The sequence below is a fragment of the Erwinia sp. PsM31 genome (genome assembly GCF_030433775.1).
GTDB classification, from domain to species: domain Bacteria; phylum Pseudomonadota; class Gammaproteobacteria; order Enterobacterales; family Enterobacteriaceae; genus Erwinia; species Erwinia aeris.
Genome location: NZ_JARUWZ010000003.1, coordinates 230,823 through 244,498, shown reverse-complemented (window position 1 = coordinate 244,498; position 13,676 = coordinate 230,823). Strand labels below are relative to the sequence as shown.

Below are 13,676 nucleotides of genomic sequence, written 5' to 3'. Positions count from 1 at the left end.
TATGCAATTTATGAAAGAGAACCACAAAATGCGCGACGCATCGCAAGTTTTATCGCCAGAAATGCATCAGTAGCGGAAAAAGAAACGGTGCCAGCAGCGAAGTGATAATGCCGCAGATCACCAGCGCCAGCGAGCTGTAGGCGCCTTCCTGGTAATCCAGCTCCGAGCAGCGCGCCGTACCCAGCGCGTGAGAAGCGTTGCCGATCGCCAGACCGCGCGAGGCCTTGCTGCGGATCTTCAGCAGGTTAAGCAGCATATGACCGAAAACCGCGCCGAGTACGCCCGCAATCAGCACGCAAATGGCGCTGATGGCCGGAATGCCGCCCAGCGTGGCGGAAACCGCCATGGCAATCGGCGTGGTCACGGATTTAGGCATAATAGTCGCCGCTATCTGCGGCGTGGCGCCCATCCACAGCGCGATAGCCGTACCGGAAATCATCGCCGTCATGCTGCCGATAAAGCAGACGCCGATAATTGACTTCCAGCGCGCGCGGATCTGATGCATCTGTTCATACAGCGGCAGCGCCAGCGCCACCACGGCGGGCTGCAACAGCTGGTTCAGGAGCGCGCTGCCCTGAAAATAGCGGGCGTAGGGCATCTGCATCAGCAGCAGCAGCGGAATGATGACCGCCATGGAGATCAGCAACGGATTGAGCAGAGAAATTTTCACCTTCGCCGCCACCCGGCGAGCGCCGAAAAAGACCAGCATGGTCAGCGGCAGAGACCACCAGATATCACTCATCGCCTGTTCCTTTCACTTTGCCATGCAGCTGGTGCGAAGCCAGCCCCACGGTCAGCAAAACAATAAAGGTGCTGACCACGCAGGAAACCACTATCGGGCCGAACTGCGCGCTGAGCAGGTCGGTATAGCTCATCACGCCGACGCTGATCGGCACAAACAGCAGCGCCATATAGCGGATCAGGAGCAGGCTGCCGGGCCTGATCCAGTCGGGTGGAACCAGTTGAAAAGCCAGCAGAAAAAACAGGATCAGCATACCGATAATGCTGCCCGGGATCGTGACCGGCAGCAGCAGCGCCAGCGCGTTTCCGGCATAGAGGCAGAGATAGATAATCAGAAAGGCGCGCAGATAGCGCCAGAGGATCAACAGTACGGTACGCATGATAAGCTCCGGTTTTGCAACGCATTAATCATACGATCGGCAGGAGATTTGTGCCAGAGATCACAGTGGGCCGCAAAAAAACGGGCGAATCGCTTCGCCCGTCTCCGTTGCTTATTTTACCTGCATTCCCGGCTGAGCGCCGCTGTCCGGCGACAGCAGGAAGATCTCTTTGCCGCCAGGGCCGGCGGCCATCACCATACCTTCCGAGATGCCGAAGCGCATCTTACGCGGCGCCAGGTTAGCCACCATCATGGTCAGGCGGCCTACCAGCACCGACGGATCCGGATAGGCGGTACGAATGCCGGAGAAAATGTTGCGGGTTTCGCCGCCCAGATCCAGCGTCAGGCGCAGCAGCTTATCGGAGCCTTCGACAAACTCGGCGTTCTGGATCAGCGCGATACGCATATCCACTTTGGCAAAGTCGTCAAACGTAATGGTTTCCTGAATCGGATCGTCCGCCAGCGGGCCGGTCAGCGCCGGTTTGTTCGCCGCCGCCGCGTCCTCTTTCGAGGCCTCGATCAGCGCGTTGACCTTGTCCATCTCGACGCGGTTGTACAGCGCTTTAAAGGCGGAAAGCGTGTGATCGCGCAGCGGCTGCGCAATACCGTCCCAGCTCAGCTCCTGGTTCAGGAAGGCTTCGGCGCGCTCGCTCAGCGAAGGCAGCACCGGCTTCAGCCAGGTCATCAGCACGCGGAACATATTGATGCCCATTGAGCAGATCGCCTGCAGGTCGGCATCGCGGCCTTCCTGCTTCGCCACCACCCACGGCGCCTGCTCGTCAACGTAGCGGTTCGCTACGTCCGCCATCGCCATGATTTCACGCACCGCACGGCCAAACTCACGGCTCTGCCAGGCTTCCGCAATGCTGGCGGAGGCGTCCACAAAGGATTGATACAGCGCCGGATCGGCCAGCTCGGCGGACAGCTTGCCGCCAAAGCGCTTGTTGATAAATCCGGCGTTACGGGACGCCAGGTTAACCACTTTATTAACGATATCCGCATTCACGCGCTGGACGAAATCTTCCAGATTCAGGTCGATATCATCAATGCGCGAAGAGAGCTTGGCGGCATAGTAATAGCGCAGGCTGTCGGCATCCAGATGCTGTAGCCAGGTGCTGGCCTTAATGAAGGTGCCGCGCGACTTGGACATTTTCGCGCCGTTAACCGTCACGTACCCGTGGACAAACAGGTTGTTCGGCTTGCGGAAGTTGCTGCCTTCCAGCATGGCTGGCCAGAACAGGCTGTGGAAATAGACGATGTCCTTGCCGATAAAGTGATACAGCTCGGTCCCGGAGTCTTTTTGCCAGAAGGCGTCGAAATCAATATCGCCGCGCTTGTCGCAGAGATTTTTAAACGAGCCCATATAGCCGATAGGCGCATCCAGCCAGACGTAGAAATATTTGCCCGGCGCGCCCGGAATTTCAAAGCCGAAGTAGGGCGCATCGCGGGAGATATCCCACTGTTGCAGACCCGACTCGAACCACTCCTGCATCTTGTTGGCGACCTGCTCCTGCAGGGCACCGGAACGGGTCCAGGCCTGTAGCATGGCGCTGAACTCCGGCAGATCGAAGAAGAAGTGCTCGGAGTCGCGCAGTACCGGCGTCGCGCCGGACACCACGGATTTAGGATCGATCAGCTCGGTCGGGCTGTAGGTGGCGCTGCACACTTCGCAGTTGTCGCCGTACTGATCCGGCGATTTACATTTCGGGCAGGTGCCTTTCACAAAGCGATCCGGCAGGAACATGCCTTTTTCCGGGTCGTAAAGCTGCGAAATAGTCCGGTTTTTGATAAAACCGTTCTCTTTCAGACGGGTATAGATCAGCTCCGACAGCTCACGGTTCTCCTCACTGTGCGTGGAGTGGTAGTTATCGTAGCTGATATTGAAACCGGCGAAGTCATTCTGATGTTCCTGACTCATCTCGGCAATCATCTGCTCAGGCGCAATGCCCATCTGCTGAGCTTTCAGCATGATCGGCGTACCGTGCGCATCGTCGGCGCAGATGAAGTAAACCTCGTTGCCGCGCATTCGCTGGTAACGGACCCAAATATCCGCCTGGATATGCTCGAGCATGTGGCCGAGATGAATAGAACCGTTGGCGTAAGGGAGTGCGCACGTTACCAATATTTTTTTCGCGACTTGAGTCATAGTGAGACTTGCTATACCTGTTTAAAATAGGGGGTTCCGATGTTACCCGAAAGGCCCGGCCTGCGTAAACAACGCCGCGCCGACCGTGCCGTTTTTTACTGCCTGCCGCCGACAGCCTTATCTGATATGCTCTGAATAACGTCACAGAAAAAAAGGAGCCGGGATGATGCCTCAATCCCAACATTCACCTGAAGCGCTGCGCGCGATAGTGATGGGCGTTTTAACCACGTTTGAACATCCGACGCTACAGCGCAACCTCACCGCGCTGAAGGCGCTGCACCATTGCGCAATGCTGGACAACACCCTGCATATTGAACTGCTGATGCCTTTCGCCTGGCACAGCGGCTTTGAAGCCTTAAAGGAGAGCGCCAGCGCGGAGCTGCTGCGCCTGACTAATGCCACCGCCATCAGCTGGAAGCTGAGCCTGGATATCGCCACGCTGAAAAGGGTGAAGAACCAGCCAGGCGTAAAGGGTGTGAAAAATATTATTGCCGTCAGCTCCGGCAAGGGCGGCGTCGGCAAATCCAGCACGGCGGTCAACCTGGCGCTGGCGCTGATGGCCGAAGGCGCGAAAGTCGGCCTGCTGGATGCGGATATCTATGGCCCGTCGATCCCTGATATGCTCGGCACGCAAAACGAACGGCCTACCTCGCCGGACGGTACGCATATGGCGCCGATTATGGCGCACGGGCTGGCGACCAACTCTATCGGCTATCTGGTGACCGATGACAACGCGATGGTGTGGCGCGGGCCGATGGCCAGCAAGGCGCTGATGCAGCTGCTGAACGAAACGCTGTGGCCGGATCTGGACTACCTGATCCTGGATATGCCGCCAGGCACGGGCGATATTCAGCTGACGCTGGCGCAAAACGTGCCGGTGACCGGCGCGCTGGTGGTGACCACGCCGCAGGATATCGCGCTGATCGACGCCCGTAAGGGGATTGTGATGTTTGAAAAGGTCAGCGTGCCGGTGCTGGGCATCGTCGAGAACATGAGCGTGCACGTGTGCAGCAACTGCGGTCATCACGAGCCGATTTTCGGCAGCGGCGGCGCGCTGGCGCTGGCGGAACAGTATCACACGCGCCTGCTGAGCCAGCTGCCGCTGCACATCACGCTGCGCGAGGATCTGGACGACGGAATGCCGACGGTGGTGCGCCGTCCCGACAGCGAATTTACCTGGCTGTATCGCCAGCTGGCAGGCCAGGTCGCCGCACAGCTCTACTGGGATGGCGAAGTGATCCCGGACGATATCGCTTTCCGCGTAGTCTGACGGCAAATGTGCGATACGGGCGCACCAGGCGCCCGTTTTCTTTTACAGCACGTAGTGCAGCAGCAGATATTCTCCCTGTTCGCCTTCACCGCTGCTGATAACCTGCCAGCCGTGACCCTGATAAAAAGCCAGCGCCCGGTCGTTTGCCTTAAGGCACTTTAGCGCGCCGGTCGACGTGAAGCCGGCCTGCACCGCCTCCAGCAGCTCGCTGCCAATACCCTGACCCTGACACGCCGGGTCGACAAATAAACTGTGCAAAAAATTATCGGCGGGCAGCAGCGCGGCAAAGCCCGTGCGGTGGCCGTCGTGCTCGGCGACCAGGATGCGTTCGCCCAGCGTTACGCGGTCGAAATCCTCCAGCTGCCAGTCGCTGCCGTCAAGCCAGTGCCAGTTCGCCTTGCGGGCGGCCAGAAACAGCGTGCGCAGAAAAGGGCGGTCGGCTTCGGTAAAGGCGCGTACCGTCATCCGTTCTCTCCCCAGACGGGCTTTACGTGTCTTTCGCCCTCAATGCCCGTGCCGCGATAGTCATAATCGATTTTGCCCGCTTCAAAAAGCTGATCCAGCAGGCGGAAATTGTCCGGGGGCGTAACGTTACAGCGGCTATTCAGCACGGTATCCTGAATGGTAAAGGCACGATCGCCGCGCGCTATCTGTTGCAGATAGTGCAGCATTTGCAGCGCCGCGACGCTGATGCCGTATTGTTCATTAAGCGGTCTTGTCATCTTACTTCTCGTCAGGACAGGGATGGCGTTCAGATTAGCGAATGGGCGGACTTTATCAAAAGCCGCTACGGGATCGGAGAGTATGACGCAAAAATTCCCGGCGGCAAAAGAGACCGCCGGAAAATAATCAGAAATTCACCGTCACGCCGCCAGCCAGCAGCCAGTCGTTGGCGCCTTCCCGTTGCAGCCTGCGCTGATGGTTGAGGCGGGTGGAGAAAGTCACATTGTCGGTAACGGCCAGCCTGGCCTCCGCTTGCACAGCCAGCGCATCGCCGCCGTTGCCGGTACGGAAGGCGTCACGGTTGTGGCCATCGCTAACGGTTACTTTGCCCTGGCCTGCCGGACGATGAAGCCAGTGCATGTCCATGCCCAGATGCAGGGTGCCAGGGACTATCGGCAGCGTGTAATCCCAGGCCAGGCCGCCAATCCATGCCGTCCGCCGCTGCTGCTGCTGGCGCTGGCGCTGGCAGCAGTGTAAACCCTGGCGCTATCTGCGTTAGCAAGCCGTTCCGCGCTTGCGTAAAACAGCGCGTTTCCCTATGCTGGCAAGCACTACGACTCGGGGTGCCCTTCCTTGTGAAGGCTGAGAAATACCCGTTGAACCTGAACTGGATAATGCCAGCGGAGGGAAGTCAGATGCTTTATCGCATCGCCTTCTTGATCGCCGGTTGGGAGCGCTATGATCCAACCTACTCACTATACGGCCAGCCCGGCCGCGTCTCTTGCTCTGTTCCGCCAGCGGTCGCCGCTGGTTCACTGCCTGACCAATGATGTGGTACAAAGCCTGACGGCTAACGTGCTGCTGGCGCTGGACGCGTCGCCCGCGATGGTGACTGAACCTGTGGAAGCGGCACAGTTCAGCGCCATTGCCGATGCCGTGCTGATCAACGTCGGCACGCTGACCGCTGCACGTAGCGAAGCGATGCTGGCCGCGGTGCAGGGAGCGACGGCGGCAGGCCGACCGTGGACGCTGGATCCGGTTGCCGTCGGCGCGCTGACTTTTCGCAGCGATTTTTGCCAGCGGCTGCTGGCATTCCGTCCTGCCGCCATTCGCGGCAACGCCTCTGAAATTATGGCGCTGGCCCGACAGGCGGTTTCCGGTCGCGGCGTCGACAGCCAGCATCATCCTTCCGCCGCGCTGGAGGCCGCTATTCAGCTGGCGCAGTCCAGCGGCGCGGTGGTTGCCGTGACGGGCGAAACGGATTACGTCACCGATGGACGGCGGCTGCTGGCGGTATCGGGCGGCTCTCCGCTGATGACGCGCGTGGTCGGCACGGGCTGCGCGCTCTCCGCCGTGGTGGCCGCATTTTGCGCACTGCCGGGCGACAGGCTGCTGCATATCGCTGCCGCCTGTCGGGTAATGAGCCAGGCGGGCGAGCAGGCGGCGGCGGCGGCCAACGGGCCGGGCACCTTTGAACCGCTGTTTCTCGATGCGCTCTACCGTCTGTACAAGGAGGCGGTATGAGAGTCAACGCATTGACCATCGCCGGTACGGATCCCAGCGGCGGAGCCGGGATCCAGGCCGATCTGAAAACGTTCTCCGCGCTTGAAGCCTACGGTACCAGCGTGATCACCGCGCTGGTGGCGCAGAACACCTGCGGCGTGCAGGCCGTCTATCCCGTGGCGGCCGATTTTGTTTCGGCCCAGCTAGCCTCGGTATTAAGCGACGTGCGCATCGACAGCGTCAAAATCGGTATGTTGCAGGACAGCGATATTGTGGAGGCGGTAGCAGAAGGGCTGGCAAAGGCGGCGATCCCCTGGCGGGTGTTGGATACGGTGATGCTGGCGAAAAGCGGCGATCCGCTGCTTTCCGGGCGGGCCGTGGCGACGCTGCGGGAAAAACTGCTGCCGCAGGTTTCCATTATCACGCCGAATCTGCCGGAAGCCGCTGCGCTGCTGGAGTGCTCACCGGCCCGCAACGAACAGGAGATGCTGCAACAGGGCAGGGCGCTGCTGGCGCTGGGCTGTCAGGCGGTGCTGATGAAAGGCGGCCACCTGAGCGACAACGAAAGCCCGGACTGGCTGCTGACCCCGGAAGGAGAAGAGCGCTTTACCGCGCCGCGCGTGCCGACTAAAAATACGCACGGCACCGGCTGCACGCTTTCTTCCGCGCTGGCCGCGCTGCGCCCGCGTCATACCAGCTGGCCGGGTACGGTAAGCGCAGCGAAACAGTGGCTGCAGGGCGCATTGCAGCACGCAGATACGCTGGAAGTGGGTAAAGGCATTGGCCCGGTGCATCATTTCTACCGCTGGTGGTAGCGCGCTGGAGTGCTATCAGCGTGCAAACTGCTGACGGGCCGGAAGAGGATGATTAATAGTGCATCGGCGAGCGAAAACGTTACGGCTTAACCGGCGCGCGTAGCGGTAGTGATTAGACGCGCGGGTGGAAGGGCGCTGGCAGCCGGAACCGCTCGCCAGCCCGGCAGGATTACTCCTGTTCAAACCACGCGCCGTTTTGCTCTGCAATCGGCGTGATGGAAAAAATCATCTCCTGCAAATGATGCCGCAGCGCCCGTTCGGCGGCGTCGGCGTCTTTCGCCAGCAGCGCCTGCAGGATCTCTTCATGCTGATTGATCAGGCTTTCCGGCGGCGAAACCTTACTGAGGGTCAGGAAGCGCACGCGATCCATCGTCGCCTTGATATTTTCTACCGTTTCCCATGCCAGCTCACAGTTGATGCTCTGCGCGATAAGGCGGTGGAACTCATCATCCAGCAGCAAAAACGCCTGGCTGTCGTTGCGCTCCGCAGACAGCTTTTGCAGGCGCAAATTATGCTCCAGCCGGGCCAGCGCCTCTGGGGTCGCTTCCGTCGCCGCTCGCCGTATTACCGCCGTTTCCACCGCTTCACGAATAAAACGGCCGTCGGCAACGCGTCGTGCGGAAATCTTGCGCACAAAGGTGCCGCGCTGCGGCAGAATTTGCACCAGATCGGCCTCGGCCAGCTTAATAAAGGCTTCCCGCACCGGCTGGCGCGAGACGCTGAAACGGGCAGAAACCTCTTTTTCAGACAGTAAGGCGCCCGGTGAAATTACGCAGGTCACAATATCCTGGCGTAAAAAGCGATAGATTTGCTGATTGACTGGTTCGCTGGCGGTAATGATATAGGCAGTAGACATGCGGCAATTTTCATTTCATTAGTGCGTCGCGAAGCCTGACGCTGGAAACAGCCAGTCTAATCAGCCTGCTGCGCCAGCGCCAGTTCTTTTGCCATTAAGCGGCGGTCAGCCGATAACCTGCCTGACCGTTTCTTTCGCGCCCAACTTCAATAACAGCGCGTAGTAATGGCCGACTTTTTCGCGGAACAGCGAATTATCGGGCAGATCCTCGCCAAAAACAGCCCGCAGCGAGAGCAGAGCGGCGACGCGCTCATCGCCTTCCTGACTGTCGTTTACCCGCTGCGCCAGCTCCGCACGCAGCGGATCGTTAATGACGATTGGCTTGCCCTGCTCATCCACGCCGCCAACAAAGCGTATCCAGCCTGCCACGCCCAGCGCCAGCAGCGTAAAATCGCTGCCGTTAGCCAGATGCCAGCGAATACTGTCCAGCCAGCGCTGCGGCAGCTTTTGCGTGCCGTCGGTAGCGATCTGATAAGTGCGGTGCTTAATCGCCCGGTTGCGATAACGCGCGATCAGCGAATCCGCATAGGCTGTCAGATCCACATTTTTAGTGCTCAGCGTGGGCGCCTGCTCATCCAGCATCAGGCTGCGGGCGGCCTTGAGGTAGTAAGGATCGTCCATACAGTCGCTGATATGCTCATAGCCAGCCAGATAGCCGAGGTAGGCCAGCAGCGAATGGCTGCCGTTGAGCATCCGCAGCTTCATCTCCTCAAACGGCAGGACGTCCGCCACCAGCTCCGCGCCCGCTTTTTCCCATGCCGGGCGACCATTCACAAAATTATCTTCAATGACCCACTGGAAAAAAGGCTCGCATTCGACGCCCACCGGATCGGCGCAGCCCAGCTTGCGGCTCAGTTCGTCAAAGGCTTCCGGCGTCATGGCGGGCACGATGCGGTCCACCATAGTGGAAGGGAAGGTAAGGTGTTTACGGATATAGTCGGCCAGCGCCGGCTCCTGCTGCTGCGCCAGCTGCGTGATGACGTTGCGCGTTACCCGACCGTTTTCCGGCATATTGTCGCAGGACATCACGCTGAAGGGCGGCAGGCCGAGCGCGCGCCGACGTCTGATGGCCGCCAGCACGATCCCCGGAAAAGAAACAGGCTGCTCAGGATGAGCCAGGTCATGCACAATGGACGGATGCGTCAGGTTTAGCTCGCCGCTGGCAGGCTGGTAGCAGTAGCCTTTTTCCGTGATGGTGGCGGAGACAATCGCCACGTCCGGCTGGCAGAGCGCGGTAATAACGCGCTCGACGCCGTCTTCGCGCGCAAAGAGCGCTTCTTTGACCACGCCAACCACGCGGGTGCGCAGCTCGTCGGCGGTTTTTTCCGTTACGCTGTAGAGACAATCCTGCCCGCGCAGCGCTTTAATCAGATCGCCGCTGTTAAGCTGGCATTCGCAATAGCCCCAGTCGCTTTGCTGCTCGGCGGCCAGCCTGTCGGTACACACGGCCTGATGAGCGCGATGGAAAGCGCCGAAGCCAAAATGCACGATACGCGTACGCAGCGCGCTACGATCGTAACGCGGGAGGAGGGTGCCTTCAGGTAACACATCGACAAGTAACATGATAAATCCTTATCAAATAAAAGGCGCCGCAATGCGCCAGTCAGACGGAAACTCGCGCCGCCGCGTTTTTCGGGCTTTTGATCACCAGCAGTACCAGCACCGCGCCCACGGCGGCAATCACGCCGGCCAGCACGAAAGCGCTGTCGAACTTGCCGGTGTGGTGCACGATATAGCCGGTAACGACAGGGCCGATAATGCCGGAAAGGCTGCCGATCAGGTGGATAAAGCCGCTGATGCTGCCGACGCGGCTTTTATGCACCACATCCTGAATAATCGCCCAGTAGATAGCCCCGGTGATATAGAGGAAAAAGATAGAGACCGACATCAGGATAACGGCCGGATAAACCCCTTTTACCGAGCCGGCGAAAGCGACGCAGATAGCGGCGGCCAGCAGCGACACCACCAGCACAATTTTTCTGGAGAGCAGGAGCTTACCGGTGACCTTAAAGATTTTGTCGGAGATTAAGCCGCCCAGCGCCAGCCCGACGAACCCCACCACCCAGGGGATCACCGTAGTCATACTCATCGATTTGATATCAAGGTTATGCGCCTGCACCAGATAGGCCGGGAACCAGCTCAGGAAGAAAAACAGAATATAGTTGTAGCAGAAGAAGGCAAAGGCGGTCACCAGGATAATCGGCTGGCGCAGATAGTAGCCCAGGCCGTGGGACGCCTGCGCCAGCTCTTCGTCCGGCGTGGTTTGCTCCGCTTTCAGACTGGCAATCAGCTCACGCTCGCGCGCGCTGACAAGGCGGCTTTTTAACGGGTTATCCGCGGCGATAAAGAACCACGCCACCATCCAGACGATACCAATAGAGCAAATAATCATAAACGCCGGCCGCCAGCCGAAGGCCAGCGCCAGATAGCCGATAATCGGGCCGGCTACCGCGCCGCCCAGCGGCGAACCGGCGCTGAGAAAGCCCATCGCGGTCGCGGCCTGTTTTTTAGGAAACCAGCCGTTGATCGCCTTATTCGCCGAGGCGCAGATCGGCCCTTCGGCCATGCCAAACAGCACCCGCAGGATCAGCATCGACCAGAAGCCGGTAGCCAGCGCGGTAAAGCCGCAGAACAGCGACCACAGGCCGACGGCAATCCCCAGCACCAGCGTCGGGCCATATTTATCGGTGGCCAGGCCGCCAACAAAGTTGAAAATCGCATAGCCAAAGAAAAAGCTGCCGAAAATCAAACCGAACTGTTCGGCGTTCAGCAACAGATCTTTTTCAATCATCGGCACGGTCAGAGAGAGCGCCACACGATCGAGATAGTTGATCATGTAGACCAGAAACAACAGGAGTACGATAGTCCAGCGGAGATGCTTGAACATATAAAATCCTTATTTCTTATGGTTTTAAGTGATTCTCTTGACGACTCAGGGAGCCTGGTAACGGGAGGCTGGCCCTCCCTTACCGACTACCGCCCTGACCGTTAAGCCCGGCGTTCGTTAACTGACTTTAAGGACAACTTTGCAGCAGCTGCGCGGATCTTTTTCAAACAGCGTCATCGCTGCCTCCACCTCGCTCAGCGGCAGATAATGCGTGACCAGCTTTTCTGGCTGGATCAGGCGTTTTTCCATCCACTCGATCACCTGAGGGAAACGGTGGCTATTCAGCCTTGAGGTAAACAGGGAGAGCTCTTTGCTGGTCAGGCTTTGCTGCGTTACGGTGCACGGCTCGCCGGAAAAACCCAGTAGCCCGATACGCGCCGCTGGCGAAGCGAGCGCGACGGCTTCGGCCAGAATAGCGGGATGGCAGGCGGCATCGATAATCAGCGTTGGCTTGACCCCTTCCAGCTGGGCAGCCAGCGGGATCTCGCTGTTATCCAGCACGGTATCCGCGCCGTTTTCTTGCGCCATCGTCAGCCTTTCCGGCAGCCTGTCCGCCACAATGACGTTACGCACGTTGAATACGCCTTTCAGCGCCTGGATAGCGGTTAAGCCCATCGGGCCGGCCCCGAAGATCAGCGCAACATCGTCCGGCACGGGCTTCAGGAAAGCACAGATATTGGCGGCGATGGTAAAAGGCTCGATCAGGCTGGCGAGCTTATCGGGGATCGATGGCGGCACCACGTAAGCGTTGCGCGCCGGTACGACGGCATAGTCGCTAAAACCGCCGTCGCGGTGGACGCCGATCACCTGTAGCTCGCTACAAACGTTGGGGCGACCAACGGAGCAGGGATAGCAGTGGCCGCAGCTGACCACCGGATCGACCGCTACGCGCTCGCCAACGCGCGATGCCTCTACGCCCGGGCCTGCTGCCTCGATCACGCCAAAAAACTCGTGGCCGATCACGCGCGGATAGCGGGCGAAAGGATTGTGGCCGTGCCAGATATGCACGTCTGAACCGCAGATGCTGGCATAGGCTATTTTTACCCGTACTTCGCCAGCGGCTGGCTCCGGTAAGGCGCGCTCCTCAATTACCAGCTCGCCGGGTTTAGCAATAACGACGCTTTTCATTTTATTTTCCTCACCAGTTCCATAAAGTGCCGTCTTCAAGGCGGGCTACCGGCAGGTAGGCAGGCTCATAGGGGTATTTCGCCGCCAGCTTCTCGTCAAACTCAATGCCCAGGCCCGGTTTATCGCCCGGATGCATATAGCCGTCTTCAAAAGTCCAGCTGTGCTGGAACACTTCCATCATCTGTTCGGAATAGCCCATATATTCCTGCACGCCGAAGTTCGGTACCCAAAGGTCAAAATGCAGCGCGGCCGCCATGCAGATTGGCGACAGATCGGACGGGCCGTGCGAACCGGTACGTACCTGATAAAGCGAAGCGAAATCGGCGATGCGGCGCATACCGGTAATGCCGCCCGCATGGGTGATGGTGGTACGGATATAGTCGATCAGCTGCTCTTCTATCAGCTGCTTGCAGTCCCAGATGCTGTTGAAGACTTCGCCTACCGCAATCGGCGTAACGGTGTGCTGGCGGATCAGGCGGAAACATTCCTGATTTTCGGCAGGCGTCGGATCCTCCATCCAGAACAGACGGTAATCTTCCACGCTTTTACCAAAGCGGGCGGCCTCAATCGGCGTCAGGCGGTGGTGCATATCATGCAGCAGATGCTCATTAAAACCGAACCTGTCGCGAATGGCGGCAAACAGTTTAGGGGTAAAATCGAGGTATTTTTCCGTAGACCAGAGCTGCTCTTCCGGCCAGTCGCCTTTGGTGGCCGGCTCGTAGGCCAGGCCCTTGCCTTTGGCCATCCCGTAGGTGGTTTTCATGCCCGGCACGCCGCACTGCGCGCGGATAGCCTTAAAGCCCATCTCTTTATGCTTTGCGTAGTCGTCCATGACTTCATCAATGCTGTGGCCGGTGGTGTGACAGTAAACCATCACGCCCTCGCGCGAGGCGCCGCCCAGCAGCTGGTAGACCGGCATATTGGCCGCTTTGCCTTTGATGTCCCACAGTGCCTGATCGACAGCCGAAATGGCGGACATGGTCACCGGGCCGCGACGCCAGTAGGCGCCTTTATAGAAATATTGCCAGATGTCCTCGATCTGATGCGCGTTGCGACCGATCAGCTGCGGGCAAACGTGATCTTTCAGATAGGAGGCCACCGGCAGCTCGCGGCCGTTCAGCGTGGCGTCGCCGATGCCGGTCAGCCCCTGATCCGTGGTGATCTTAACCGTAACGAAGTTCCTGCCGGGGCAGGTAACAAAGACTTCCGCTTTTACAATTTTCATTCTTGTCGTCCTGGTGAAGAGAATGAGGAGAAAATACGTTCTGGCGTACTACCATACAAGTTG

General features: G+C 59.0%; 15 protein-coding genes and 1 riboswitch. Of the genes, 4 read left to right on the top strand and 11 right to left on the bottom strand.

Annotated features, from left to right (window positions below; genetic code table 11):
* Positions 1-49 precede the first annotated feature (49 nt).
* From QCD69_RS04110 to metG, 3 genes are all read right to left on the bottom strand, one after another.
* Positions 50-742 carry a CidB/LrgB family autolysis modulator gene (locus tag QCD69_RS04110; protein WP_301251133.1) on the bottom strand — a complete coding sequence of 231 codons (693 nt, stop codon included), beginning with the start codon at positions 740-742 and terminating at the stop codon, positions 50-52.
* Positions 735-1,121 carry a CidA/LrgA family protein gene (locus tag QCD69_RS04105; protein ID WP_301251132.1) on the bottom strand — a complete coding sequence of 129 codons (387 nt, stop codon included), beginning with the start codon at positions 1,119-1,121 and terminating at the stop codon, positions 735-737. The genes QCD69_RS04110 and QCD69_RS04105 overlap by 8 nt, the downstream gene beginning before the upstream one ends.
* 111 nt (positions 1,122-1,232) lie before the next feature.
* Complete coding sequence (gene metG, locus QCD69_RS04100; protein WP_301251131.1) at positions 1,233-3,266, bottom strand: methionine--tRNA ligase; 2,034 nt, start codon at positions 3,264-3,266, stop codon at positions 1,233-1,235.
* Between the two features lie 163 nt (positions 3,267-3,429).
* On the opposite strand from metG, the gene apbC reads away from it, so the two are divergent.
* Positions 3,430-4,536 carry an iron-sulfur cluster carrier protein ApbC gene (gene apbC, locus QCD69_RS04095; RefSeq protein ID WP_253459992.1) on the top strand — a complete coding sequence of 369 codons (1,107 nt, stop codon included), beginning with the start codon at positions 3,430-3,432 and terminating at the stop codon, positions 4,534-4,536.
* Positions 4,537-4,578: 42 nt separating this feature from the next.
* Here apbC and QCD69_RS04090 read toward each other — a convergent pair whose 3' ends face one another.
* From QCD69_RS04090 to QCD69_RS04080, 3 genes are all read right to left on the bottom strand, one after another.
* On the bottom strand, positions 4,579-5,001 hold the full coding sequence (locus QCD69_RS04090) for a GNAT family N-acetyltransferase (RefSeq protein WP_301251130.1): 423 nt from the start codon (positions 4,999-5,001) through the stop codon (positions 4,579-4,581).
* Positions 4,998-5,258 carry a hypothetical protein gene (locus QCD69_RS04085; RefSeq protein ID WP_253459998.1) on the bottom strand — a complete coding sequence of 87 codons (261 nt, stop codon included), beginning with the start codon at positions 5,256-5,258 and terminating at the stop codon, positions 4,998-5,000. The genes QCD69_RS04090 and QCD69_RS04085 overlap by 4 nt, the downstream gene beginning before the upstream one ends.
* Before the next feature lie 127 nt (positions 5,259-5,385).
* Positions 5,386-5,619, bottom strand: a complete 234-nt coding sequence (locus QCD69_RS04080) for a hypothetical protein (protein WP_253460001.1) — start codon at positions 5,617-5,619, stop codon at positions 5,386-5,388.
* On the opposite strand from QCD69_RS04080, the gene QCD69_RS04075 reads away from it, so the two are divergent.
* From QCD69_RS04075 to thiD, 3 genes are all read left to right on the top strand, one after another.
* On the top strand, positions 5,605-5,736 hold the full coding sequence (locus tag QCD69_RS04075; RefSeq protein ID WP_301251128.1) for a hypothetical protein: 132 nt from the start codon (positions 5,605-5,607) through the stop codon (positions 5,734-5,736). The genes QCD69_RS04080 and QCD69_RS04075 overlap by 15 nt on opposite strands.
* Positions 5,737-5,808: 72 nt before the next feature.
* Positions 5,809-5,905: riboswitch (TPP riboswitch) on the top strand.
* Between the two features lie 32 nt (positions 5,906-5,937).
* Complete coding sequence (thiM, locus tag QCD69_RS04070) at positions 5,938-6,723, top strand: hydroxyethylthiazole kinase (RefSeq protein ID WP_301251127.1); 786 nt, start codon at positions 5,938-5,940, stop codon at positions 6,721-6,723.
* Complete coding sequence (gene thiD / locus QCD69_RS04065; protein ID WP_253460005.1) at positions 6,720-7,517, top strand: bifunctional hydroxymethylpyrimidine kinase/phosphomethylpyrimidine kinase; 798 nt, start codon at positions 6,720-6,722, stop codon at positions 7,515-7,517. The genes thiM and thiD overlap by 4 nt, the downstream gene beginning before the upstream one ends.
* A 169-nt stretch (positions 7,518-7,686) precedes the next feature.
* Here the strand turns inward: thiD and QCD69_RS04060 are convergent, their stop codons facing one another.
* From QCD69_RS04060 to manD, 5 genes are all read right to left on the bottom strand, one after another.
* Positions 7,687-8,373, bottom strand: a complete 687-nt coding sequence (locus tag QCD69_RS04060; protein WP_253460007.1) for a GntR family transcriptional regulator — start codon at positions 8,371-8,373, stop codon at positions 7,687-7,689.
* 105 nt (positions 8,374-8,478) lie between these two features.
* Positions 8,479-9,936: a mannitol dehydrogenase family protein gene (locus tag QCD69_RS04055; protein ID WP_253460009.1), complete on the bottom strand. Its 1,458-nt coding sequence runs from the start codon at positions 9,934-9,936 to the stop codon at positions 8,479-8,481.
* Positions 9,937-9,976: 40 nt separating this feature from the next.
* The gene (locus QCD69_RS04050) at positions 9,977-11,260 is read right to left on the bottom strand and encodes an MFS transporter (protein ID WP_253460011.1); all 1,284 of its coding nucleotides are present in this window, start codon (positions 11,258-11,260) and stop codon (positions 9,977-9,979) included.
* A gap of 117 nt (positions 11,261-11,377) precedes the next feature.
* On the bottom strand, positions 11,378-12,388 hold the full coding sequence (locus QCD69_RS04045) for a Zn-dependent oxidoreductase (protein WP_253460013.1): 1,011 nt from the start codon (positions 12,386-12,388) through the stop codon (positions 11,378-11,380).
* A 10-nt stretch (positions 12,389-12,398) separates the two neighbouring features.
* Entirely contained in the window at positions 12,399-13,613 is a 1,215-nt protein-coding gene (manD, locus tag QCD69_RS04040) for a D-mannonate dehydratase ManD (RefSeq protein WP_301251126.1), read from the bottom strand.
* Between the last annotated feature and the right edge of the window lie 63 nt (positions 13,614-13,676).